At 72.6% G+C, this 23,814-nt stretch carries 18 protein-coding genes; 9 read left to right on the forward strand and 9 right to left on the reverse strand.

Going from position 1 to position 23,814, the window contains the following annotated elements:
• Positions 1-46: 46 nt before the first annotated feature.
• Complete coding sequence (locus Cs7R123_RS36860; protein WP_212833534.1) at positions 47-3,265, forward strand: efflux RND transporter permease subunit; 3,219 nt, start codon at positions 47-49, stop codon at positions 3,263-3,265.
• Between the two features lie 56 nt (positions 3,266-3,321).
• On the opposite strand, the gene Cs7R123_RS36865 is transcribed toward Cs7R123_RS36860, so the two are convergent.
• The 7 genes from Cs7R123_RS36865 to Cs7R123_RS36895 form a co-directional block, all read right to left on the reverse strand.
• A complete protein-coding gene (locus Cs7R123_RS36865; RefSeq protein WP_212833536.1) occupies positions 3,322-5,247 on the reverse strand; it encodes a PD40 domain-containing protein in 1,926 nt (641 codons plus the stop codon).
• 124 nt (positions 5,248-5,371) lie between these two features.
• Positions 5,372-6,034 (reverse strand): hypothetical protein, encoded by a 663-nt coding sequence (locus tag Cs7R123_RS36870; RefSeq protein WP_212833538.1) that lies wholly within the window; start codon positions 6,032-6,034, stop codon positions 5,372-5,374.
• A gap of 140 nt (positions 6,035-6,174) precedes the next feature.
• Positions 6,175-7,701 (reverse strand): S1C family serine protease, encoded by a 1,527-nt coding sequence (locus Cs7R123_RS36875; RefSeq protein ID WP_212833540.1) that lies wholly within the window; start codon positions 7,699-7,701, stop codon positions 6,175-6,177.
• 66 nt (positions 7,702-7,767) lie between these two features.
• Positions 7,768-9,333 (reverse strand): cell wall metabolism sensor histidine kinase WalK, encoded by a 1,566-nt coding sequence (locus tag Cs7R123_RS36880; RefSeq protein ID WP_212834977.1) that lies wholly within the window; start codon positions 9,331-9,333, stop codon positions 7,768-7,770.
• 68 nt (positions 9,334-9,401) lie between these two features.
• Positions 9,402-10,091 carry a response regulator transcription factor gene (locus tag Cs7R123_RS36885; protein WP_212833542.1) on the reverse strand — a complete coding sequence of 230 codons (690 nt, stop codon included), beginning with the start codon at positions 10,089-10,091 and terminating at the stop codon, positions 9,402-9,404.
• 100 nt (positions 10,092-10,191) lie between these two features.
• Positions 10,192-11,013: a 1-acyl-sn-glycerol-3-phosphate acyltransferase gene (locus Cs7R123_RS36890; RefSeq protein WP_212833545.1), complete on the reverse strand. Its 822-nt coding sequence runs from the start codon at positions 11,011-11,013 to the stop codon at positions 10,192-10,194.
• Between the two features lie 8 nt (positions 11,014-11,021).
• Entirely contained in the window at positions 11,022-11,759 is a 738-nt protein-coding gene (locus tag Cs7R123_RS36895; protein ID WP_212833547.1) for a GNAT family N-acetyltransferase, read from the reverse strand.
• A gap of 79 nt (positions 11,760-11,838) precedes the next feature.
• Between Cs7R123_RS36895 and Cs7R123_RS36900 the strand changes: the two genes are divergently transcribed.
• From Cs7R123_RS36900 to Cs7R123_RS36925, 6 genes are all read left to right on the forward strand, one after another.
• Complete coding sequence (locus Cs7R123_RS36900) at positions 11,839-12,516, forward strand: hypothetical protein (RefSeq protein WP_244872377.1); 678 nt, start codon at positions 11,839-11,841, stop codon at positions 12,514-12,516.
• A 157-nt stretch (positions 12,517-12,673) separates the two neighbouring features.
• On the forward strand, positions 12,674-16,375 hold the full coding sequence (locus Cs7R123_RS36905) for a multifunctional oxoglutarate decarboxylase/oxoglutarate dehydrogenase thiamine pyrophosphate-binding subunit/dihydrolipoyllysine-residue succinyltransferase subunit (protein ID WP_374707074.1): 3,702 nt from the start codon (positions 12,674-12,676) through the stop codon (positions 16,373-16,375).
• 94 nt (positions 16,376-16,469) lie between these two features.
• Complete coding sequence (locus Cs7R123_RS36910; RefSeq protein WP_212833550.1) at positions 16,470-16,646, forward strand: DUF6104 family protein; 177 nt, start codon at positions 16,470-16,472, stop codon at positions 16,644-16,646.
• 54 nt (positions 16,647-16,700) lie between these two features.
• Positions 16,701-18,077 (forward strand): glycosyltransferase family 39 protein, encoded by a 1,377-nt coding sequence (locus tag Cs7R123_RS36915; RefSeq protein WP_212833552.1) that lies wholly within the window; start codon positions 16,701-16,703, stop codon positions 18,075-18,077.
• A 100-nt stretch (positions 18,078-18,177) separates the two neighbouring features.
• Complete coding sequence (pta, locus tag Cs7R123_RS36920) at positions 18,178-20,253, forward strand: phosphate acetyltransferase (protein WP_212833554.1); 2,076 nt, start codon at positions 18,178-18,180, stop codon at positions 20,251-20,253.
• Positions 20,250-21,350, forward strand: coding sequence for an acetate/propionate family kinase (locus Cs7R123_RS36925; protein ID WP_212833556.1), 1,101 nt, complete (start codon positions 20,250-20,252; stop codon positions 21,348-21,350). Before pta ends, Cs7R123_RS36925 begins: the two co-directional genes overlap by 4 nt.
• A 55-nt stretch (positions 21,351-21,405) precedes the next feature.
• Here the strand turns inward: Cs7R123_RS36925 and Cs7R123_RS36930 are convergent, their stop codons facing one another.
• Entirely contained in the window at positions 21,406-21,831 is a 426-nt protein-coding gene (locus Cs7R123_RS36930; protein WP_212833558.1) for a LysM peptidoglycan-binding domain-containing protein, read from the reverse strand.
• Positions 21,832-22,208: 377 nt separating this feature from the next.
• Between Cs7R123_RS36930 and Cs7R123_RS36935 the strand changes: the two genes are divergently transcribed.
• A complete protein-coding gene (locus Cs7R123_RS36935; protein WP_212833560.1) occupies positions 22,209-22,409 on the forward strand; it encodes a hypothetical protein in 201 nt (66 codons plus the stop codon).
• On the forward strand, positions 22,406-22,582 hold the full coding sequence (locus tag Cs7R123_RS36940) for a hypothetical protein (RefSeq protein WP_212833562.1): 177 nt from the start codon (positions 22,406-22,408) through the stop codon (positions 22,580-22,582). Before Cs7R123_RS36935 ends, Cs7R123_RS36940 begins: the two co-directional genes overlap by 4 nt.
• On the opposite strand, the gene Cs7R123_RS36945 is transcribed toward Cs7R123_RS36940, so the two are convergent.
• Positions 22,570-23,541, reverse strand: coding sequence for a zinc-binding dehydrogenase (locus Cs7R123_RS36945; protein ID WP_212833564.1), 972 nt, complete (start codon positions 23,539-23,541; stop codon positions 22,570-22,572). The two genes, Cs7R123_RS36940 and Cs7R123_RS36945, sit on opposite strands and share 13 nt — an antisense overlap.
• Between the last annotated feature and the right edge of the window lie 273 nt (positions 23,542-23,814).

Below are 23,814 nucleotides of genomic sequence, written 5' to 3' on the forward strand. Positions count from 1 at the left end.
CCGCCCGTCCCCCGCTCACCAGCTGCACCATCCCCCTGGAGTCGAGATGTCGTTCCTGACCAGGCTGAGCCTCGCCAGTCGCGGGCTCGTCGCCCTGATCACCGTGGCGATCCTCGGTGTCGGCGCGTACGTGCTACCGCAACTGCGCCAGCAGATGTTCCCGGACATCCAGTTCCCGAACGTCTCGGTGCTCGCCGCGTACCCCGGTGCCACCCCGGAGATCGTCGAAAGCCAGGTCACCATCCCGATCGAGCAGGCGGTCGCGGGTGTGGACGGGGCCACGGGCGTCAACTCCGTCTCCCGCAACGGCTCGGCCACCGTCGCCATCACGTTCGACTTCGGCGTCGACGTCGACAAGGTCGAGGGCGACATCCAGCAGGCGCTCAGCCGCATCAGCAACCGCCTGCCCGCCAACGTCGAGCCCACCGTCATCGCCGGCTCGACCGACGACATCCCGGTCATCCAGCTCGCCGCGAGCGGCGCGGGCGGCGACGACCAGGAGCTGGCGCGGCGGCTGCGGGCTGTGGTGGTCCCGGCCCTGAACAACATCGACGGCGTACGCGAGGCGACGCTCTCCGGCGCCCGCGACCCGCAGGTCACCATCGCGCTCGACCCGGCCAAGCTGGCCGCGCGCGGGCTGACCGCGCAGTCCGTCACGACCGCGCTGACCGCCAACGGCGTGAGCATGCCGGGCGGCGTGATCAGCGACGGCGGGCTCAGCTACTCGGTGGCCGTCGGCGGCCGCTTCACCACGCTGACCCAGCTCGGCGACCTGTACCTGACCCCGGCGGCCGGTGCCCCGGGTGCCCCGGCGGCACGTCCGGCCACCGCGCCGGGTGCCAAGCCCGCCGCGCCCAAGCCGCTGACGCAGCTCAAGGACGTCGCGACGCTGGCCTCGGCCCCGGCCGCGGCCAGCCAGCTGACCCGCACCAACGGCCAGCCGAGCATGGGCGTCGGCGTCACCGCCAAGCCCGGCGCCAACGCCGTCGAGATCTCGCACGCCGTCAACGACAAGCTGGCCGAGCTCGCCGCGCAGCTCGGCACCGGCGGCGCGCTGCAGGTCGTGTTCGACCAGGCGCCCGAGGTGGAGCGCTCGGTCAGCAGCCTCACCACCGAGGGCGCGCTGGGCCTGGTCTTCGCCGTACTGGTGATCCTGGTCTTCCTGCTGTCGGTCCGCTCGACCCTGGTCACCGCGGTCTCGATCCCGGTCAGCGTGGTCATCGCACTGATCGCGCTGTACACCGGCGACTACTCGCTCAACCTGTTCACCCTGGGCGGTCTGACCATCGCCATCGGCCGCGTCGTCGACGACTCGATCGTGGTCCTGGAGAACATCAAGCGCCACCTGGAGTACGGCGAGCCGAAGAAGGAGGCCATCCTCACCGCGGTGAAGGAGGTGTCCGGCGCGGTCACCGCCTCGACCCTGACCACGGTCGCGGTGTTCCTGCCCGTGGCGCTGGTCGGCGGGTTCGTCGGGCAGCTGTTCGGCCCGTTCGGCCTGACCGTGACCGCGGCGCTGCTGGCCTCGCTGCTGGTGTCGCTGACCATCGTCCCGGTGCTGGCGTTCTGGTTCCTCAAGTCGCCGCAGGGCACCGCCGAGGAACTGGCCGAGATCCGCGAGCAGGCCGAGGCCAAGGAGCTGCGCAGCCTGCTCCAGCGGGTGTACGTCCCGGTGCTGCGCTGGTCGCTGGCGCACCGCGCGATCACCCTGGTGGTGGCCGCGGTCATCTTCTTCGGCACGGTCGGACTGGCGAGCCGGATCGAGACCAGCTTCATCGGCAGCTCGGGCAACTCGTTCTCGATCACCCAGCAGCTGCCGACCGGCACCGACCTGGCCACCACGGACGCGGCCGCCAAGCGGGTCGAGCAGGTGCTCGCCGACACCGACGGCGTGAAGTCGTACCAGGTGACCGTCGGCGGCGGCGGGAGCATGTTCGGCGGCGGCGCCCCGGACACCACCAAGGCCCGGTTCCAGGTCACCTCGGACGCCGACGTCGACCAGGCGCAGCTGACCGAGACCCTGCGCGGCAAGATCGACGCGCTGGACGACACCGCCGTGGGCGAGGTCGTGGTCGGCGCGGTGCAGGGCGGCTTCGGCTCGTCCAACATCGAGGTGTCGGTCAACGCGCCCGACGACGCCACGCTGCGCGCGGCGGCCCAGCAGATCAAGGACGCGCTGACGCAGCTGAACGGCCTGACCGACGTCGACAGCGACCTGTCGGCCAGCACCCCGCAGGTGCAGGTCGCGCTGGACCGCCCCGCCGCGGCGCGGGTGGGCCTGACCGACGCGGCCGTCGGCCAGCTGGTCAACCAGGCCTTCCGCGGCACGACGGTGACCCGCGCGGTCATCGACGGCATCGAGCAGCCGGTGATCCTGCGTACCGGCGCCGCCCCGGTCGACCTGGCCGCGCTGCGCGCGCTGCCGATCGGCGGCGGGCTGCGCCTGGACGACGTCGCCGACGTGACCACGGTCGCCGGCCCGAGCCAGATCAACCGGGTGGAGCAGGTCCGCACCGCCAAGGTGTCGGGTGCCCCGACCGCCGAGGCGCTGGGCACGCTCGGCACCGAGCTGGAGGCCAAGCTCAAGGAGCTGAAGCTGCCGTCGGGTGCGACGTACAAGATCGGCGGCGTGCTGGAGAACCAGCAGTCGGCCTTCGGTGACCTGTTCCTGGCCATGGGCGTCGCGGTCGCACTGGTCTTCATCGTGATGATCGGTACGTTCCGGGGCCTGGCCCAGCCGATGGTGCTGCTGGTGTCGATCCCGTTCGCGGCCACCGGCGCGCTGCTGGCGCTGCTGGTCACCGGCCAGCCGATGGGCCTGGCCGCCATGATCGGCATGCTGATGCTGGTCGGCATCGTGGTCACCAACGCGATCGTGCTGCTCGACCTGATCAACCAGTACCGCGAGCAGGGCATGTCGATCCGGGACTCGATCGTCGAGGGCGGCCGGCGCCGCCTGCGGCCGATCCTGATGACCGCGGCCGCGACCATCTTCGCGCTGCTGCCGATGTCGCTGGGGCTCACCGAGTCGTCGGCGTTCATCTCGCAGCCGCTCGCGGTGGTGGTGATCGGCGGTCTGATCACCTCGACGCTGCTGACGCTGGTGCTGGTGCCGGTCGGCTACTCCCTGGTCGAGGGCCTCAAGCAGCGGACGCGCAACCGCCGGGACCGGAAGAAGGGTGTGCGGCCCGTCGCCGCGCAGCCCGAGGCAGCGGTCGCCGCGCCGCGGCACGCCGCCCCGGACGCGGAGCCGGCCCTGAGCTGACGCCGCACGGAACTCTGCCCGCCCCGGGGCCGCCTCCCCGGGGCGGGCAGTTCCGTTCAGGAGGTGGCGACGCCCTGCGGGCCGCTGATCCGGCCGCCGACGGTCTCCAGGGCCGCCGGCGGGAACGCCTCGGTGCCACCGAGCACCCAGACCTCGTTGACCCCGGCCGACGACACGCTGAGCCAGTCGGCCAGCGGGGCGGGCAGCGCCGCCGCGTCGACCGCCAGCACCGGCCCGGCCTGCGACTGGCCCGCGGCGATGGCGAACGCCACCGGGTCGCTGCTGGAGACCAGGATCGGGCGCTTGACGGCTCCCGCGTACCGGTCGAGCAGCAGCGCCGCCGTCGCGGCGTCGTCGGCGCCCCGGACCTCGGTCGCCTTCAGCCGCGCGGGCCTGGCCGACCAGGCGGCCAGCGCGTCGATCGCGGTGCCCGCCGCGACCAGCTTCGCGTCCGGGCCCAGCTTCGACAGGAACGCCGCCGTCGCCGCGGGCATCTTCTTCCCGTCGGTCAGCAGCACCTTCACCCCGTAGTAGTCCCCGGCGTAGGACGCCCCGAGCGTGGCCGGGTCGCTCACGGAGACCAGCACGACGTCGGATGCGCCCTGCGGTTCGCCCGCGAGGGCGGTGGACGCCGCCAGGGCGAAGCGGTCCGCCGCCGACACGCGGTCCACCTCGAAGCCGAGCGTCTTGAGCCGGTTGAGCACGGCGTCGGAGATCAGCGACTTGTCGCCGACGACGTGGGCGTACGGGCTGCCGCCCTCCTTCGGCCGAATCGCACCGAAGATCCGCTTGATCTCGGCCTCGACCTTGGCGTCGAGGTTCGCGCCGCTGTTCAGCAGGAACGCCGAGCGCCGCCCGGTCGCCATCCGCGCCCCCGCCAGCGCCAGCTCCGGCTTGGCCGCGGGCGCGATCACCAGGTCGGCGACGCGGTCGCACTCGCAGTTCATGTACGGCTCCTGCTGCGTCGGCCACGCCGCCCGCGACACCGCCAGCGCCGTGGCCACCGGGTCGCCGGTGGCCAGGCGGGTCACCCGGTCGGTCACCCGGCCGAGGAAGGTGGGCACGCCGGTGATCTCCGACAGCTTCGTCGCCGGGTTCTCCTTGGCACCCTTGGCCACCTGGGCGGGGATCGACTCCACCCCGGAGGCGGTGGTGTAGGCGACGCTCTTGCCGTCCGGCGTCCAGACCAGGTGCGTGGGCTTGGCGGCGCCGAACCCGATCTGGGTGGGCTTGGCCTTGTCCTTGGTCTCGATGACGCTGATCTGGCCGTTGGCGCCGACGAAGGCCACGTGGCTCCCGTCGGGCGACAGCGCGGGCTCGGTGCCCTCGGACAGCTTGAGGCCGAACGGCTCACGCTGGTTGAAGTCCACCACCCAGACCTCGCCGCCCTTGGCGCCCTTGTGCTGGAAGGCGATGTCCGCCGAGTCGTTGTGGGCCGCGCTGCCGGTCACCGTCGAGTTGCCGGTCTCCGCCGAGTCCGGGGCCAGGCTGGTCGGGACCTCGCGCTGCTGGTCGTACTGCATGCCGCCGTTGCCGTACACGGTGACGAGGCGGTCCTTGCCGCCGGAGGTCTCGGTGAACGAGATCTCGGCACCCTCCGAGATCCACGCCGGACGGCTGCGGTGCACCCCCGCCTTCGCCTTGGTCAGCTTCTTCAGGCCGGTCCCGTCGGGACGGGCCGAGGCGATGTCTCCGTCGCCGTCGACGAAGGCCACCCGGCTGCCGTCGGGCGACCACGCCGCGTCGGTGACCTTGGTGGGGAAGGTGACCGGCTTGCCGCCGATCTGCACCGTCTCGGTGCCGTTCGAGACCAGCAGCGTGCCGGCCTTGTACGGCGCAGTCCCCGCCGGCGCCGCGCCAGGCTCCGGGCTGGAGAACTCGGCCGACGGCGAATCCTTCGGACCGCACCCCGCCACCAGCGCGAACGAGGCTGCGACGACCGCGGCCCGCACCGCCCGGTCACGTCCGATCATTGCCCGCATGGGTTCCTCTTCCTGTGATCGTTTACCCCGGGGCAGCGTAGGCGAGAACCCTTCAAAAGAAGTCGAGCGAGGGGCGTCCGCGCTTGAATCCGACTCAAACGACCAGGGTCGATGACCCGGACGGTCAGCGGGGCGCGCGCCGCAGCAGCTCGCCGCACCGCAGGTCCGCGGCCGCCTCGTCGGTGCCGAGATACGCGGGTGCGGGCTCGGCCGGCCCCGGCTCGGCCGCGATCGCGGCGCGCAGCTCGTCGAGCTGCTCGGCGCCGACGGTGTGCGGGCGCAACCCCGCCGGGCCCGTGAAGCGGAACAGCACCATCCCGTTCTGCACCCGGAACGCGTAGTCGGCGAAGCCGGCCACGGCCCCGCCGCCGGTGCTGCGGTCGCCCCGGCTGGCGGCCAGCGTCGGGGTGACCGCGTCGTGCCCGCGGCGGGCGGTGGGATGGGCGAGGTAGGGGCAGGCCACGGCGGCGTACAGCATGCAGGTGCGGTGGCCGGGGGCTTCGGCGGTGGCGGCCGCGTTGGCGTAGCCGTCCGGCTCGGCCAGCGCCGCAGCGATCGCGTCGGCCTCGGGCCCGGCGACGACCCGCCACACCGGACCGGGCGCCATGGCCAGGCCGCAGATGGAGCAGCGGCGCTCGACCGCGCAGATGTACGTGCGGGCGATGCCGGTGGTGGCGAACCTCGGCTGCCCCCCGTCCCAGGGGGTGATCGCCGGGACCGGGTAGCCCCGCTCGTCGCGGGGGCGGGCGGCCACGGCGGGCGGCACGGGGATGTCGGACACGCGCACCGGGGCTTTGTACGGCCCCGGCCGGTCGCCCGTCAAGCCCGGGGCCGGAATGCGGAACGGCGGGCGAGCAGGCCAACCCCGATGGCCGTTGCTCGCCCGCCGTCCCTGTGGGGAGGAGGCACAGGTCTTGTGCGCCGTAGTTAGGACGCTTCGCCCAGCGTCACAGTTGCCGACATGGGCTCCCCGTTTCGGGTGAATTCAACAGTCACCTGCTGGCCGACGGTGCCCGACTGGACGGCGGAGACCAGGTCGTCCGAGTCGTTGATGATCCGCCCGGCGAACTTGGTGACGACGTCGCCCTTCTGCAGGCCCGCCTTGGCGGCCGGGCTGCCCTCGGTCACCGCGCTCACCGACGCGCCGCCGGTGTCCGCCGCGGTCACCGACACCCCCAGGTACGGGTGGCTGACCGGCTTGCCGTTCATGATCTGCTCGGCGACCGACTTGGCCTTGTTGCTCGGGATCGCGAAGCCGACGCCGATGTTGCCGTCGCCGGTGCCGTTGGTGGCGATGGCGGTGTTGATGCCGACGATCTCGCCCTTGGTGTTGACCAGCGCGCCGCCGGAGTTGCCCGGGTTGATCGGGGCGTCGGTCTGGAGCAGGCCCGACAGCGAGGTGCCGCGGCTCTCGCCGACCGAGATGGTGCGGTCGCGAGCGCTGATGATGCCCGCGGTGACCGAGCCCTGCAGGCCGAGCGGGCTGCCGATGGCCAGCACCGTGTCACCGACGGCGACCTGGTCGCTGTTGCCGAAGGTGGCGAACTTCAGGCCCTTGGCGTCGGCCTTGACCACGCCGAGGTCGGTGCGCGGGTCGGTGCCGACGATGGTGGCCTTGACCTTCTTGCCGTCGGCCAGGGTCACCGTCACCTCGCGCCCGGCCGCACCGGCCACCACGTGGTTGTTGGTGACGATGTAGCCGTCCTCGGTCAGCACGATGCCCGAGCCCTCGCCGGAGCCGGTGGCGATGTTGACGACGCTGGGCGACAGCGCGGCGGCGACCGCCGCCAGCGAGCCGCGGTCGATGACCGGAGCGGCGGCGGTGCTGCCGGTCGACACCGTGATCTTGCCGTCGTCGGCGTACTTGGTGGCGATGACGGCACCGGCGATGCCGGAGCCCAGGGCGAGCACCACCGCGGCGACGGAACCGATCGCGATCTTGGCGATGGTGCCGCCGAGGCCGCTGCCCTTCTGCTGGCCGCTGCCCGGCGGGGTCCAGGTGGCCCCGGCCGGGGTGCCGTACGCGTGCTGTGCCGGGTAACCGCCGACCGGGTAGCCGCCCTGCTGCTGGTAGCCGGGGTAGCCGCCGGTCGGGTAGCCGTGCGCGCCCTGGTACGGGGCGGCCGGCTGCTGGCCGGCCACCGGGTGCTGCGGGACCTGGCCGGACGGCGCCGCAACAGCGGGCTGCTGGACGGTCGGCTGCTGGGCGGTCGGCTGCTCCCCGGCCGGGCTCGACGCGGGCTGTCCCGCCTCGGGCCCGGCCGGTGTCGCCGGCACCGGGGAGGAAGGGGTGCCGGACGGCTGCGACCACGCCGGTGCGGGATCGTGCGCGGCCTGCGGGGCCGTGCCCTCGGCCGGGTACGCCGCGGGCGCGGCGGCCGGGTCCGGATGCGCTGCGTGGTTGCCCTCGGCCGGAGGCTGCGCACCGTACGGGGGCTTGTCGATCTCGCTCATGGTGATAAGTCTTCCCTGTGTGGCTGCGTTCGTTCTGGGATCGGTCTGGAACTTTTCTGTGAGTCGTCAGCGTTGCGCGCCCGCCGGCAGCGGCCCCGGCTCCTGATCGCCGGCTTCGTCGACATCATCGGCTTCATCGGCTTCGTCGACGAGGTCAACGAGTGGTAGCCGTACGCGGAACACCGCGCCCTGGCCCGGGTCGCTGTCCACCTCGACGGTGCCGTGGTGGGCCGCGACCAGCGCGGCGACGATCGCCAGCCCCAGCCCGGTGCTCACCTGCCCGTCGGCGCGCCGGGTCCGTGCCGCGTCGGCCCGGTAGAACCGCTCGAAGACGCGTTCGCGCTGCTCCTCGTTCAGGCCGGAGCCCTGGTCGGCCACCTCGATGACAGCCTGCTCCCCGTCGCGGCGCAGCCGCAACGCGACCGGCGTGCCGGGTGGCGTGTGCGCCAGGGCGTTGCTGGTGAGGTTGCCGAGCACCTGGCGCAGCCGGGCGTCGTCGCCGAGCACCAGCAGCTCGCCCGAGTCCGGGGCGACCGACAGCGAGATCTCGCGGGCCGGGTCCATCACCCGGGCGGCCTGCGCCGCCTCGACCGCGAGCACCCGCAGCTCGACCGGGGTGGGCCGCAGCGGGCGCTCCTGGTCCATCCGGGCCAGCAGCAGCAGGTCCTCCACCAGCAGGCCCATCCGCCGGGCCTCGTCCTCGATCCGCTTGACCAGCGCCGCCGTCTCCTCCGGTGCGCGTGCCGCGCCCTGGCGGTAGAGCTCGGCGAAGCCGCGGATGGTGGTCAGCGGCGTACGCAGCTCGTGTGAGGCGTCGGCGACGAACCGGCGCATCTTCTCCTCCGAGCGGCGCGCCCGGTTCTCCGACGCCTGGGCGGCCACGGCGGCGTCGCGAGCCGCGGACTCGGCCGCGCGGGCCGAGGTCTCCGAGGCGGCACGGGCCGTGAACGCGGTCTCGATCTGGGCCAGCATCGAGTTCAGCGACCGCGCCAGCGAGCCCACCTCGGTACGCGCCTGCGGCACGCCCTGCTCCGGGTCCGGGACGCGCTGGGTGAGGTCGCCGCCCGCGATCGCCCCGGCGGTCTTCTCGATCGCGCTGAGCGGGCGCAGGCTGCGGCGGACCAGCTCGGTGCCGATCATCGCGGCGAGGATGAGCACCGCGGCGCCGCCGTACACGTTGATCCAGAGCAGGCGGTGCAGCGCGTCGTCGATGGTCCTGGTCTGCTCGCCGACCACGAACACGTGGTTGCCCGGCAGCAGGTCGACGCGCAGCCGCCAGGTGGGCGCGCCGTCGCGGGCCTTGACGGTCAGGTACTCGCCGACCTTGCTGCGCAGGTCCTCGGGCTTGGCCGGCAGGACAGGCTGATCGGTCGGCGCCATGAAGGCGGTGCGCGAGATCGACCACGGACCCGGGTCGGCCGGGTTGACCACCAGCTCGCGCGGCATGGCCACCACGAACTCGCTGGGCAGCAGCACGATCTGGGTCTGCATGTTGCGGTTGTCGGCCAGGGAGCCCTGGATCTGCTCGCTGGCGGACTTCAGGTCCTGGTCCACCCGCTCGGTGAGGTAGCGGCGCATCGCGACGTGGCTGGCCACCCCGATCAGCACGATCGCGAGCACCAGCAGCAGCATCGTCTGGGCCACCAGCCGCACCCGCAGCGGCTGGTGGCGGCGCCACTGCACGAGCAGTGCCGGCACCCTCACGACGTGGGCTTGCGCAGCACGTATCCGACTCCGCGCAGCGTCTGGATCAGGCGCGGCGAGACGTTGTCGATCTTGCGGCGCAGGTACGAGATGTACGACTCGACGATGTTGTCGTCGCCCCGGAAGTCGTAGTTCCACACGTGGTCGAGGATCTGCGCCTTGGACAGCACCCGGTTCGGGTTGAGCATCAGGTAGCGCAGCAGCTTGAACTCGGTCGGCGACAGCTGCACCAGGTTGCCCGCGCGGCGCACCTCGTGCGTCTCCTCGTCGAGCTCCAGGTCGGCGAAGACGAGCTTCGGCGAGTCGGTGTCCTCGCCGTTGGTGCGGCGCAGCACCGCCCGGATGCGCGCGGTCAGCTCCTCCAGGCTGAACGGCTTGGTGACGTAGTCGTCACCGCCCAGCGTCAGGCCGCGGATCTTGTCATCGGTGGCGTCGCGCGCGGTCAGGAACACGACCGGCACCCGGCCGCGGTCGGCCCGCAGCTGCTTGATCACCTCGAATCCGTCGAGGTCGGGCAGCATCACGTCGAGCACGACCAGGTCCGGCCGCATCTTGGCGGCAGCGTCGAGCGCGGTCGCGCCGTCGCCGACCGCCTTCACGTCGAAGCCCGCGAACCTCAGGCTCGCGGACAGCAGCTCCAGGATGTTGGGGTCGTCCTCGACCACCAGCAGGTTCGCCTCCGGCATGACCCCATCGTGCGCCCGGAGTCTCTCCCTCCGCTGTGCAATCCCTGAACAGTTCCTGAGAACCCGGTCACGATCGGCGCCGCCGGAGCGCGGGCCCGGGTCAGCGGGGCGCCACGTGGATCTTTCCTTCGCCCAGCACGTACGCCAGGTGGCGCCGTGAGAAGACCGCGCGCTCGGGCGGCGACGTGGTCACGGTCACCCGCAGCGACCGGGCGGCCAGCACCCGGCGCAGCGACTCGATCAGCGTGTCGTCGCCGATGAACGACGCCGCCGGGTGGTTGTAGGTCAGGGTGAACGGCTGCACCGCGGCCCCGGCGTCCAGCGCGGCCTGGAAGAAGGCGCTGCGCCAGCGGACCTGGTGGGGGCCGCAGGTGGTCGTGCCCTCCGGGAAGACCTGGACCGTGTCGCCGGCCCGCAGCGCGGCCGCGGCCTGCGCCACCGTCAGCGGCAGCTCCCGGGGCCGGGCCCGGTCCACGAAGATGGTCCGCTGGCGGCGGGCGATCCGGCCGATCAGCGGCCACGCGCCCACCTCGGACTTGGCGACCATGCGCAGGCCGCGCGCCCGCCCGCTCAGGGCGACCACCACCACGATGTCGAGCCAGGAGACGTGGTTGCCGACCAGCAGCGCGCCCGGCGCGATGGGCGGCCCCTCGAACCGCAGCCGCACCCCCATGGCCCGCAGCAGCGCACGGGCCATCAGGTCCGCCCGCCACGGCAGCGCGATCCCGATCAGCAGCACCAGCGCGGCGGCCGCCACCCGCACGGCCTGCCGCGCCCGCCCGGCGCGGGCCTGCGGGGCGTTGCGGCACCGCGGCCCGCAGGCCGACACCGGCCGCCACAGGTCGTCGGGGACCTGCGGGGGTATGGCCCGAGCCCGGCCCGGGAACTGGGGACCGGCCGGGCTCACCAGCGACATGTACATGCCTATACCTAGGCCAGGAAGTGCTTCATGTAGCGCGGGTCGACCCGGTCCACGCCCAGCAGGACGTAGAAGTCGGCCACGCCGAACGCCGGGTCGTAGGCGGGCTCGCCCGCCACCCAGGCGCCCAGCCGCAGGTAGCCGCGCAGCAGCGACGGGGCCGCGGCGGCGGTCGCCGGCTTCTCGACGGCCTGCGGGGTCCACGGCAGCAGCGGGCGGACCCGCAGCTGCGGCGGGGCCAGGTGCTTGCGCGAGACGTAGTCCCACACCTGCGACGCCTGCGCGCCGCCGTCGGCCAGCGACACCGAGGCGCAGCCGGACAGCCAGCGGAAGCCCATCCGGTCGAGGTACTTGGCGATGCCGGCCCACATCAGGTTGATGACGGCGCCGGTGCGGTGGTCGGGGTGCACGCACGAGCGGCCGGCCTCGACCAGCTGGTCGCGCAGCACCAGCAGCGAGGTGAGGTCGAACTCGCTGTCGCCGTAGCGGCGGCCCAGCCAGATCGCCCGCTGCGGCGGCAGCAGCCGGTACGTGCCGACGACCTCGCCAGTGCGGTCCTCGCGCACCACCAGGTGGTCGCAGTAGGCGTCGAACTCGTCCTGGTCGAGCCCGCTCGGGTCGAGCTGGGCACCCATCTCTTCGGCGAACACGCGGTAGCGCAGCCGCTGGGCCGCCTCCACCGTCGCCGCATCTCCCGCGATCAACGCGGAGTAGCCCGTAGGGGCTGCGGTCAACAACATCTGCGTCATGTGCATTGTGTAGAAGCGCTGGATAAAGCCTGTACCTGCGATGGGTGACGGGCACGTGAAGAGTGAAAGGCTTATGGGCATGACCGAGCACATCGTGATCGACGCCGATCGCACCGGGCCGCCCGCCACGGGCAACGGCGGCTGGACCAGCGGACTCGTGGCCGAGAAGGTGGCCGCGCCCGGCGGGACCGTCGAGGTGACGCTGCGGCAGCCGCCGCCGGTGGGCGTGCCGCTGGCCGTGACCGCCGAGGACGGCGGCTGGGCGGTGCGCGACGAGGGCGGGCTGCTGGTGGCGACGGCGGCGGTACGCACCGCGGAGATCGAGCCGGTGCCGCCGGTGAGCCGCACCGAGGCGCTCGCCGCGACCGGCCGCTACCCCGGCCACGCCGGCCACCCCTTCCCCACCTGCTACGTGTGCAGCCCGCAGCGGGCCGACGGCCTGCGGATCTTCCCCGGCCCGCTGCCGGACGGCCGCACCGCGGCGGCGTTCACGATGCCGCCGCAGGTGTCCGTGCCGGTGGTGTGGGCGGCGCTGGACTGCCCCGGCGGCTGGACGGTGCTCACTGCCGCGCAGCCGTTCGTGCTGGGCCGGATGGCCGCGGTGGTCGACGCGCTGCCGGAGCCGGACGACGAGTGCGTCGTGACGGGCGCCCTGGTGCGGCGCGAGGGGCGCAAGGCGCTGGTCCGCACCTCGCTGTACGCCGCCACCGGCGCCCTGCTCGCCCGCGCCGAGGCCACCTGGATCGCGGTGGCGTAGCACACATTCACCCCGGTGCGCCCGCGATCCCGGCTGTCGGGACTGTGTCATGCGACACGGAGGCCTGCCGCCCGTGCTCGGGCGTACGGCAGCGCGTAGCCTGGGACGCGGTTTTCTGAGTACTCGTTAAAGACATGCGGAAGAGGCGAAAGTACCCGTGTCGACCCAGCAGAGCTCGGGCACCGGCCCAAGCGGTCGCTCAGTGCAGGACAACCCGCTCGCGAGCTTCGGCCCGAACGAGTGGATCGTGGAGGAGATGTACCAGCGGTACCTCGCCGATCCCACCAGCGTCGATCCCGCCTGGCACGATTTCTTCGCCGACTACAAGCCGGCCGACGGCGCGGCGCCCGCGAGCGCGAAGCCCGCCGCCAAGGCCGCCGCGCCCGCGCAGCCCGCCGCCCCGGCCGCCCAGCCCGCCGCCCCGGCCCCCGCGCAGGCCGCCCCGGTGCAGGCCAAGCCGGTCGAGAAGGCCGCCGCGCCGAAGGCCGCGGCCCCGGCCGAGCCCGCCGGCACCACGATCGTGCCGTTGCGCGGCATCGCCGCCAAGATCGTCGAGAACATGGACGCCTCGCTGGAGGTGCCCACCGCGACCAGCGTGCGCGCCGTCCCGGCGAAGCTGCTGTCGGACAACCGCATCGTGATCAACAATCACCTGCAGCGCGGTCGCGGCGGCAAGGTCAGCTTCACCCACCTGATCGGGTACGCCCTGGTCCGGGCGCTGGCCATGCACCCGGAGCTGAACAACCACTTCGGCCAGAACAACGGCAAGCCCGCGATGGTCGTGCCCGCGCACGTGAACCTGGGCATCGCCATCGACCTGGCCAAGCCCGACGGCTCGCGCACGCTCGTGGTGCCGTCGATCAAGACGTGCGAGACCATGGACTTCCGCCAGTTCTGGCAGGCGTACGAGGACGTGGTCCGGCGCGCCCGCAAGAACGAGCTGACCATGGACGACTACAGCGGGACCACCATCTCGCTGACCAACCCGGGCGGCATCGGCACGGTGCACTCGATCCCGCGCCTGATGCAGGGCCAGAGCGCCATCATCGGCGTCGGCGCGATGGAGTACCCGGCGCCGTTCTCCGGCATGAGCGACGCCCAGCTGGCCGACATGGCCGTCAGCAAGATCATCTCGCTGACCAGCACCTACGACCACCGGGTCATCCAGGGCGCCCAGTCCGGCGAGTTCCTGAAGGTCATGCACGAGCTGCTGCTCGGCGAGCACGGCTTCTACGACGAGATCTTCACCGCGCTGCGCATCCCGTACGAGCCGGTCCGCTGGATCCGGGACATCGCGCACACCTCCGAGGGCCAGATCGACAAGGCCGCGCGGGTCATCGAGCTGATCCACTCCTACCGGGTCCGCGGCCACCTGATGGCCGACACCGACCCGCTGGAGTTCCACATCCGCAAGCACCCGGACCTCGACGTCCGCGAGCACGGGCTGACCCTGTGGGACCTGGACCGCTCGTTCCCGGTCGGCGGCTTCGCCGGCAAGGACACGATGAAGCTGCGCGACATCCTGGGCGTGCTGCGCGACTCCTACTGCCGCCGCGTCGGCGTGGAGTACATGCACATCTCCGACCCGGAGGAGCGCCACTGGATCCAGACGCGCGTGGAGCAGAAGTACACCAAGCCCACGTCGGAGGAGCAGAAGCACGTGCTGGGCCGGCTCAACGCCGCCGAGGCGTTCGAGACGTTCCTCCAGACCAAGTACGTCGGCCAGAAGCGGTTCTCGCTGGAGGGCGGCGAGTCGCTGATCCCGCTGCTGGACGAGGTGCTCCAGGCGTCCTCCGAGGGCGGCCTCGACGAGGTCGTCATCGGCATGGCCCACCGCGGCCGCCTCAACGTGCTGGCCAACATCGTCGGCAAGCCGTACGAGAAGATCTTCGGCGAGTTCGAGGGGCACCTCGACCCGAAGACCGCGCAGGGCTCCGGCGACGTCAAGTACCACCTGGGCATGACCGGCAAGTTCACCAGCCCCGACGGCGCCTTCACGACCACCGTGTCGCTGGCGGCCAACCCGTCGCACCTGGAGGCCGTCGACCCGGTGCTGGAGGGCATCGTCCGGGCCAAGCAGGACCGGCTCGACCTGGGCCTGCAGGGTTACACCGTGCTGCCGCTGCTGGTGCACGGCGACGCGGCGTTCGCGGGCCAGGGGGTCGTCGCCGAGACGCTGAACCTGTCCCAGCTGCGCGGCTACCGCACCGGCGGCACCGTGCACGTGGTCGTCAACAACCAGGTCGGCTTCACCACCGCCCCGGAGTACAGCCGCTCCTCGCTGTACAGCACCGACGTCGCGCGCATGATCCAGGCGCCGATCTTCCACGTCAACGGCGACGACCCCGAGTCGGTCGTCCGCGTCGCCCGCCTGGCCTTCGACTACCGCCAGGAGTTCAACAAGGACGTCGTGATCGACCTGGTCTGCTACCGCCGCCGCGGGCACAACGAGGGCGACGACCCGTCGATGACCAACCCGCTGATGTACAAGATCATCGACACCAAGCGCTCGGTCCGCAAGCTCTACACCGAGGAGCTGATCGGCCGGGGCGACATCACCGTCGACCAGGCCGAGGAGGCGCTGCGCGACTACCAGACGCAGCTGGAGACGGTCTTCAAGGCCACCCGCGACGCCGTCGCCGGGGTGTCCAGCCGCCTGACCCGCGCCCGCGAGGTGCTGCCCGAGCCGACCGTGGCCACCGCGGTCCCGGCCGACCTGGTCCGCCGCATCGGCGAGGCGCACACCTCGCCGCCGGAGGGCTTCACCCCGCACAAGCGCATCCAGCAGCTGCTGGAGAAGCGCGCCAAGATGGCGGTCGAGGGCGAGATCGACTGGGGCTTCGGCGAGATCCTGGCGTTCGGCTCGCTGCTCTCGCAGGGCGTCACCGTGCGCCTGTCCGGCCAGGACAGCCGCCGCGGCACGTTCGTGCAGCGCCACGCCGCGATCGTGGACGCGCTGACCGGCGGCGACTTCCTGCCGGTCAACACCGTGGCCAGCCCCGAGGCCCGCTTCCACGTGCAGGACTCGCTGCTGAGCGAGTACGCCGCGATGGGCTTCGAGTACGGCTACTCCGTCGAGAACCCCAACGCGCTGGTGCTGTGGGAGGCGCAGTTCGGCGACTTCGTCAACGGCGCCCAGTCGGTGATCGACGAGTTCATCAGCTCCGGCGAGGTCAAGTGGGGCCAGCAGTCCAGCGTGGTCGTGCTGCTGCCGCACGGGCACGAGGGCCAGGGCCCGGACCACACCTCCGGCCGCCCCGAGCGCTGGCTCCAGCTCGCCGCCGAGGACAACATCCGCGTGGCGATCCCCTCGACGCCCGCCAGCCACTTCCACCTGCTGCGCCGCCAGGCCCTGTCGCCCAAGCGCAAGCCGCTGGTCGTGTTCACGCCCAAGTCGCTGCTGCGCCACCGCCTCGCGGTGTCCTCGGTGGCCGACTTCACCACCGGCACCTTCCAGCCGGTGCTGGGCGAGACCGCGCAGCTGGACGCGGCGCAGGTCAAGCGGGTGCTGTTCTGCTCGGGCAAGGTCTACTACGACCTGGTCCAGGCGCGGCAGGAGCGGGGCATCACCGACACCGCGATCATCCGGCTGGAGCAGCTCTACCCGCTGCCGGTCGAGGAGGTCAAGGCGGAGCTGGCCAAGTACCCGGCGGCCGAGGACTTCTGCTGGGTGCAGGAGGAACCGGCCAACCAGGGTGCCTGGTCGTTCGTGGCGCTGAACCTGCTGGAGCACCTGGACGGGGTGCGCATGCGCCGCATCTCCCGCCCGTCCGCGGCCGCCCCGGCCGTGGGCTCCACCAAGCTCCACGACGTCGAGCAGTCCGCGCTGATCGAGGCGGCGCTCCCGCGCCCGGCCTGACCCTTTAGGCGATGATCGCCGTTTCGGGTCACTGGACGCAGTCAGAACGCGTCCCGTGACCCGAAACGGCGATCTCCATATCCGGAGGCACACGATGTACTTCACCGATCGCGGGATCGAGGAGCTGGTCGAGCGGCGGGGGGATGAGCAGGTCACGCTGGAGTGGCTGGCCGAGCGCCTGCGCGACTTCATCGACCTCAACCCGGAGTTCGAGATCCCGGTCGAGCGCTTCGCCACCTGGCTCGCCCGCCTGGACGACGACGAGGAGTAGGCCGGGTCGGCCATCCTCGACCGGCGGGACGGCCCGGCGGCTAGCGTGGACAGGGTGGCGGGACGGCCGCGCACCCTGAGCCTGTGGCCCGTGCTGCTGATGGCGGCCGTGGCGGCCGCGCTGGCCGGGTTCCTGGCATACAGCGCGGCGCGGGTGCGCATCCCGTACGGGATCTTCCAGCACCCGCCCCTGTACGGCTTCTGGCGCCCCGAGCTGCCCAGCTCGGCGCTGCTCATGATCCCGGCCGGGCTGCTGCTGACCGGGGTGGCCGTGCTGGTCACCTCGGTGCGGTTGCCCACCTGGGCGGCGCTGGTCCTGGTGATCGCGGCGGGGACGGTCACCGCCGCCGCGGCCGACCTGATCCGGGGCGACCCGTCCCACCTGGTCCGGGGCCTGTCCGAGGGACTGGTGGAACACCGCTACTACTACCCGGCCGACCAGCACTTCGTACGCGAGCTGGGCATCCGGGGGTTCGTGGCGCAGCAGCCGCACCTGGTGCACCTGTTCCGGGCGTACAACTCCAGGACCCATCCGGCCGGGATACACCTGCTGCTGAACGGGCTGTTCCAGGGGCTGGGGCCGCACCCGCTGCGCATCGCCACGGCGGTCGCGGCCATCGGCATGACCGCGGCCGCAGGCGCCTGGGCGATGGGGCGCACGCTGGGCGGGGAGCGGGCGGGCCGGATCGCGGCGGTGCTGTTCGCGGCCGCGCCGGGGCCGCTGCTGCTGGCGTACACGATCATGGACGCGGTCTACGCCACCGTCATGTCGGCGGCGGCCGCGCTGCTGATGGTCGCGATCCACCGGCGCTCGGCCCGGCTGGCGGCTGCGGGCGGGGCGGTGCTCGGCGTGAGCGCCCTGCTCACGTACGCCACGGTGTTCCTGGTCCTGGGCGCGGTCGCGGCCGTGCTGATCCAGCTGCCGGGCCCGCGCGCGGCGCTGCGCCTGCTCGCGGCGGCGGCGCTGGGCGGCGCGGCGGTGCTCGCGGCCGCCCGGATCACCCTCGGCTTCGACCTGCTCGCGCAGTACCGGGCCGCGCCCCCGTCGGGGCGGCACTGGACGCCGTACTGGCTCGCGGGTGCTCCGGCGGCCTGGCTGGTCTGCGCCGGGCTGCCCATCGCGGCGCTGGGGGTGCTGGGACTGGTGCGCCGGTTCCCGCCCGCCCGCGCGGCCGTGCTGCCCGCCGCCGTCGTCCTGATCATGGTGGTGTGGGCGGCCCTGCCCAGCTCGGTCACCCGGCTGCGGCCCGGCGAGGTGGAGCGGACCTGGGCGTTCCTGTATCCGATGCTCGCCGCGACCGCCGGGGTGGTGGTGGCCCACTGGACCCGGGCCGCGTCGCGCCGGACCGCCGCCCTGGTCGTCGCCGGGCTGGTCGCGCTGTCCCTGCTGCAGACCACTGCGATCCAGGCACTGTGGGACAATTTCCTGTGATCCGGTGCGCCGGATCGCGCCATGCTGGGGGCCCTCGGGCGCGGCACCGCCGCCGCCGACCGGGGCCGCCTGCCGTCGTAGGGTGGGTGCGGAGGTCGTCATGGCTCGTGGCGTATACGTGACCGGCGTGGGCGCCGGCGGGGGCAAGTCCGCGGTGGCACTCGGCCTGGCGGAGGTGCTCAGCCGCCGGGTGCGCCGGCTGGGGGTGTTCCGCCCGCTCACCCGCGAGGGTGACTCGGCCGATCCGGTGGTGGCGCTGCTGCGCAGCCGCTACAGCAGCGCGGGCGCGGCCGGACCGAGCTACCAGCACGCTTCGGCGCTGCTGGGCGCGCACCGGATGGACGACCTCGTCGGCGAGATCCTGGAGCACTACCACCAGCTCGAACGCGCCTGCGACGCGGTGATCGTGGTGGGCACCGACTTCGGGCGCACCCTCGGCGACGGACCGGACGAGCCCGCCCTGCCCGACGAGCTCGGCCTGAACCTGCGCATCGCGGGCGAGCTGGGCGCGTCGGTGCTGCCCGTGGTCAACGGGCACGGGCACGACGCCGTCGAGCTGGCCGACGCCGTGCGGGCCGCCTACTACGCCTGCAACGACCTGCCGGTGCTGGCCGTGGTCGCCAACCGGGTGCCGGAGCACGTGCTGCCGCTGCCCCCGGCCGGCCTGCCCGTCCCGGTGTACACGATCCCGCAGCTGCCCGCGATCGCCGCTCCGACCATGGCCGAGGTCGCCGCCGCGCTGCACGCCGTGCCGGTGCACGGGGCGACCCCGGGCGCGCTGGCGCGCGACGTGGTCAGCGCCGTGGTCGGCGCCGCCTCGGTGCCGACGTTCCTGGACCACCTGCGGGACAACTGCCTGGTGGTGACCCCGGGCGACCGGCCCGACCTGATCGTGGCGACGTTCGCGGCGCACCTGGGCGGCCAGGCGGCCGTGGCCGGGCTGCTGCTCACGCTGGGCATCGAACCCGACCCGCGGGTGGTCGCGCTGGTCAGCCGGTTCCGGGTCGAGTTGCCGATCTTCACCGTATCGTCGGACAGCTACGACACCGTCGCGGCGCTGACCGGCCTGGAGGGCCGCCTGCGCGCCGACAACCAGCGCAAGGTCGACGCGGCCCTCGGCCTGTTCGAGTCGCACGTGGACACGGCCGAGCTGGCCGGACGGCTCGACCTGTCCCGGCCCGACCGGGTCACCCCGCTGATGTTCGAGTACGAGCTGATCGAGCGCGCCCGCGCCGACCGCCGCCACGTGGTGCTGCCCGAGGGTGTCGAGGAGCGCATCCTGCGCGCCGCCGAGGCGCTGACCCGGCGCGGCGTGTGCGACCTGACCCTGCTCGGCCCGGTCGACCAGATCGAGCAGCGGGTCCGCGAGCTCGGCCTCGACCTCGGCGACGCGCGCCTGGTCAACCCGGCCGACTCCCGCTGGCGCAACGAGTTCGCCCTGGAGTACGCGCGCATGCGCGCCCACAAGGGCATGACCCGCGACATCGCGTACGACCTGATGACGAACGTGAACTACTTCGGCACCATGATGGTCCACACCGGGCGGGCCGACGCGATGGTCTCCGGCGCGGTGCACCCGACCGCCGACACCATCCGCCCCGCGTTCGAGATCATCAAGACGCAGCCGACCGTCTCGGTCGCCTCCAGCGTCTTCTTCATGTGCCTGGCCGACCACGTGCTCGTCTACGGCGACTGCGCGATCAACCCCGACCCGACCCCGGAGCAGCTCGCCGACATCGCGGTGTCGTCGGCGGAGACCGCGGCCCGGTTCGGCGTCGAGCCCCGGGTGGCGATGCTGTCCTACTCGACCGGCGGCTCCGGCACCGGCGCCGAGGTGGACAAGGTGGCGCTGGCGACGAAGCTGGTCCGCGAGCGGCGCCCCGACCTGCCGGTGGAGGGCCCGATCCAGTACGACGCCGCCGTCGACCCGACCGTGGCCGCGACCAAGCTGCCCGGCAGCGAGGTGGCGGGCCGGGCCACGGTGCTGATCTTCCCCGACCTGAACACGGGCAACAACACGTACAAGGCGGTGCAGCGCTCGGCGGGGGCGGTGGCGGTCGGCCCGGTGATGCAGGGCCTGCGCAAACCCGTCAACGACCTGTCGCGGGGCGCCACGGTGCGCGACATCATCTCCACCGTGGCCATCACCGCGATCCAGTCGCAGGTGGCCCTGTGAAGATCCTGGTGCTCAACTGCGGCTCCGCCTCGGTGAAGTGGGGCCTGTTCGCCGACGGGGCCGCCGTCGACGGGGGCCTGATCGACCGGGTGACCAACCACGCGCAGGCGCTGCGCGAGCTGATGTTCGAGGTCGACTCCAGCGGACTGGACGCGGTCGGGCACCGGGTGGTGCACGGCGGGCTGCGCTTCACCACCCCGACGCTGCTGGACGACCAGGTGGTCGAGGCGGTCACCAAGCTGGTCCCGCTGGCCCCGCTGCACAACCCGATCAACCTGCTCGGCGTGCAGATGATGCGGCAGCTGCTGCCGGACGTCCCGCAGGTGGCGGTGTTCGACACCGCGTTCCACCGCACCATCGCCCCGGCGCAGTCGACGTACGCGATCGACGTCGAGGTGGCGCAGGAGAACGGGATCGCCCGCTACGGCTTCCACGGCACCTCCCACGCGTACGTGTCCCGGCGTACGGCGGCGCTGCTCGGCAAGGACCCGGCCGAGGTCAACGTGATCACGCTGCACCTGGGCAACGGCGCGAGCGCGTGCGCCGTACGCGGTGGGCTCAGTTTCGCCACCAGCATGGGCCTGTCCCCGCTGGAGGGCCTGGTGATGGGCACCCGCAGCGGCGACATCGACCCGGCCGCCGTGTTCCACCTGCACCGGCACGCCGGGATGGGCTTCGACGCGATCGAGGACCTGCTCAACCAGCGCAGCGGCCTCAAGGGCCTCTGCGGCGACAACGACATGCGCGAGGTGCTGCGCCGCCGCGCCGAGGGCGAGGACCGGGCCGCGCTGGCCTTCGACGTGTACTGCGCACGGGCCACCGAGTACGTCGGGGCGTACTACGCGCTGCTGGGGCGCGTGGACGCGGTCACCTTCACCGCCGGGGTGGGCGAGAACGCCGCGCCCGTGCGCGCGGCCGTGCTGGCCGGGCTGGAGCGGCTGGGCATCGCGGTCGACCCGGCCCGCAACGAGGCGCCCGGCCGCGAGGAGCGGCTCATCTCCCCGGACGGCGGCGAGGTCGCCGTGTGCGTCGTGCCGACCGACGAGGAGTGCGAGATCGCCACCCAGACCGAGGCCGTGCTGGCCCGTACGCAGTAAAGGCGGCGGGCCGTGAATCGGCCCGCCGCCGTGTTTCCAGTAGGGTCTCGCGGCATCAGTCCGGGATCTTCAGCACCCAGCCGATGTCGATCTGGTTCGGGTCGGCGATGTTGTTCGCCTTGGCGATCTTCATGTACTGGCGCCCGTCGCCGTAGTAGTTGGCGGCGATGTCCCACAGCGTGTCCCCGGCCTTGACCCGGTAGGTGCGCTCCTGCGCCTGCTTGGCCTTGGTCGTGGCGGCGGCGGGCTTCGCCGCGGGTGCGGCGGCGGGCTTCGCGGGCGCGGCCGGCGCCTCGGCGACCGGGGGCGCCACCGGAGGCGGTGCGGGCGCGGCAGCGGGCGGAGGCGGGGCCGCGGGCGCCTCGGCGGCCGGCGGGGCCTCCTCCTTCTTCTTCTTGCCCCACTTGAAGGGGTTCATGAAGCCTGCGGCCTCTTGTTCGAGCTTCTCCAGCCCGCCTTCCTTGTCCTGCTCCTGCGACATGCGAAGTACCCCCGTACTCGGGCTCGTCAAGCCGTACGAGCCTCACATTAGCGCTGGTCGGACGGTGCTTGGCGGGGTTCGGCGGATACGGGGGCGGCGGGGGCGCCGATCTGTATGGGGGCGGATGGGTCGCGAGATCACTGCAGTTTCGGGGAAGTTGCCGGAATCTTGGCTTGCGTTCGTGCACTTTCCCCGAAACTGCACGATCGCTTCAGGCGGGTGGCTCTGTCGCGGATGGGCGCGATGACACCAGAGGGTGCCGTGAGCTGGTCCGGAGTTGCGGTCCTATTGCGACAAAGCTACATTGATCAGGTGACTACGTCGACATTGTCGACAACATGTCCTCGCCGTGGGGACCCGATGCGAACGGAGAGATCGTGGCAATCACCGAGAGCGCGCCGTACCGGCTCCGGCTGGAGCTGCTGCCCGTGGGGCAGCTGCTCGACGTGACGTTCCGCAATGGCCTGGTCAAGCTGGGTCGGCTGGGCATCGCCAGCCGGCCGCTGAGCGAGCCGGGCGGCCCCGGCGAGGCCGACGCCCGGCTGGTGGTCCGGGGGCGGAAGGGGCCGCGACCATGAGCGGGCGCTCGCCGTACCCCCGGGTCAGTCCGTGCGCGCACTGCGACCGCCCGGTGCTGCGCGACAACGACGACCGCTGGATCCACGCCGACCTGAGTTACGTGTGCCGGGACCGGTGGGGCGGCCTGACCGCCACCACCGCGGCCCCGGTGCAACCACGTCAGCGGCTGTGATCGAGCACGATCTTTCCGAACGCGTGCCCCGCCGCCAGCTCCTCGAACGCGGCACGCGCCTGCGAGAAGGCGTACACCCCGGCCACCACCGGGGTGATCTTCTTCGCCGCCATCAGGGCCAGCAGCGCGGCCAGCTCGTCGCGGGTGCCCATGGTGGACCCGACGATCTCCTGCTGGAGGAAGAACACCCGGCGCAGGTCCACGGTCGCCAGATGCCCCGACGTCGAACCTGACACCACGATCCGGCCGCCGGGCTTGGTGTTCTTGACCGAGTGGTCGAAGGTGGCCGCGCCGACCGTCTCGATCACCACGTCCACGCGCTCGGGCAGGCGGTCACCGGTGGCCAGCGCGGTCGCGCCCAGGGCCTGCGCCTGCTCCCGCTTGGCCGCGTCGCGGCTGGTGGCGTACACCCGCGCGCCGAGCGCCCGGCCCAGGACGATCGCCGCCGTGGCCACGCCGCCGCCCGCGCCCTGCACCAGCACGCTGTCGCCCTCGCGCAGCCGCCCCCGCGTGGTCAGCATCCGGTACGCCGTGAGCCACGCCGTCGGCACACACGCCGCGTCGGTCCAGCTCATACCCTCCGGCTTGGGCACCAGGTTGCGTCGCGGCACCGCGACCAGATCGGCCATCGTGCCCGGGTGCAGCTCCGACAGCAGGGTCCGCCGCGGGTCGAACGTCTCGTCGCCGCCGCCCGCCGCCGGATCGCCGATGACGGAGTGCACCACCACCTCGTTGCCGTCGGCGTCCACGCCCGCCGCGTCGTCGCCCAGGATCATCGGCAGCTTGTCCGCCGACAGCCCGACCCCCTTGAGCGACCAGAGGTCGTGGTGGTTCAGCGCGCTCGCGCGCACCTGGACGGTCGTCCACCCCTCCGGCACCTCGGGCTCCGGCCGCTCCCCCACGACCAGCCCCGCCAACGGATCATCCTCATTGATCGATTCCGCATAAACCGCACGCATACCGCGACGCTAACAGCCCACCCGTGCCCGCCCGCCCCGCCCGCCACCCGGGATCGGGCAAGCTGCCGGGCGATCGCGGGACATGCCGGCCAAGCCACGACCGAGCGCCCGCCGACCCACCCCGTTTCGTCATAGACGTTGGCCTATCTCGTTGAGTTCGATCTTCGATCAGTCGATGTGATAGGCCAACGTCTATGACAAGTGGGCGCCGTGCGCCGGTAGGCGTTGACGTGCGCCGTTAGGCGTGCGCCGTCAGGCGTGACGGGCGGGGTC

Origin of the sequence: Catellatospora sp. TT07R-123 (genome assembly GCF_018327705.1) — a bacterium.
GTDB lineage: Bacteria > Actinomycetota > Actinomycetes > Mycobacteriales > Micromonosporaceae > Catellatospora.

Bases quoted from the DNA above. Each gene is read 5' to 3' on its own strand.
- Cs7R123_RS36895 (WP_212833547.1), bottom strand. From the start codon at position 11,759: ATGACGCAGATGTTGTTGACCGCAGCCCCTACGGGCTACTCCGCGTTG.
- Cs7R123_RS36910 (WP_212833550.1), top strand. From the start codon at position 16,470: ATGTACTTCACCGATCGCGGGATCGAGGAGCTGGTCGAGCGGCGGGGG.
- pta (WP_212833554.1), top strand. From the start codon at position 18,178: ATGGCTCGTGGCGTATACGTGACCGGCGTGGGCGCCGGCGGGGGCAAG.
- Cs7R123_RS36880 (WP_212834977.1), bottom strand. From the start codon at position 9,333: ATGCTGCTGCTGGTGCTCGCGATCGTGCTGATCGGGGTGGCCAGCCAC.
- Cs7R123_RS36860 (WP_212833534.1), top strand. From the start codon at position 47: ATGTCGTTCCTGACCAGGCTGAGCCTCGCCAGTCGCGGGCTCGTCGCC.
- Cs7R123_RS36930 (WP_212833558.1), bottom strand. From the start codon at position 21,831: ATGTCGCAGGAGCAGGACAAGGAAGGCGGGCTGGAGAAGCTCGAACAA.
- Cs7R123_RS36875 (WP_212833540.1), bottom strand. From the start codon at position 7,701: ATGAGCGAGATCGACAAGCCCCCGTACGGTGCGCAGCCTCCGGCCGAG.
- Cs7R123_RS36865 (WP_212833536.1), bottom strand. From the start codon at position 5,247: ATGCGGGCAATGATCGGACGTGACCGGGCGGTGCGGGCCGCGGTCGTC.
- Cs7R123_RS36885 (WP_212833542.1), bottom strand. From the start codon at position 10,091: ATGCCGGAGGCGAACCTGCTGGTGGTCGAGGACGACCCCAACATCCTG.
- Cs7R123_RS36890 (WP_212833545.1), bottom strand. From the start codon at position 11,013: ATGTACATGTCGCTGGTGAGCCCGGCCGGTCCCCAGTTCCCGGGCCGG.
- Cs7R123_RS36940 (WP_212833562.1), top strand. From the start codon at position 22,406: ATGAGCGGGCGCTCGCCGTACCCCCGGGTCAGTCCGTGCGCGCACTGC.
- Cs7R123_RS36945 (WP_212833564.1), bottom strand. From the start codon at position 23,541: ATGCGTGCGGTTTATGCGGAATCGATCAATGAGGATGATCCGTTGGCG.
- Cs7R123_RS36900 (WP_244872377.1), top strand. From the start codon at position 11,839: ATGACCGAGCACATCGTGATCGACGCCGATCGCACCGGGCCGCCCGCC.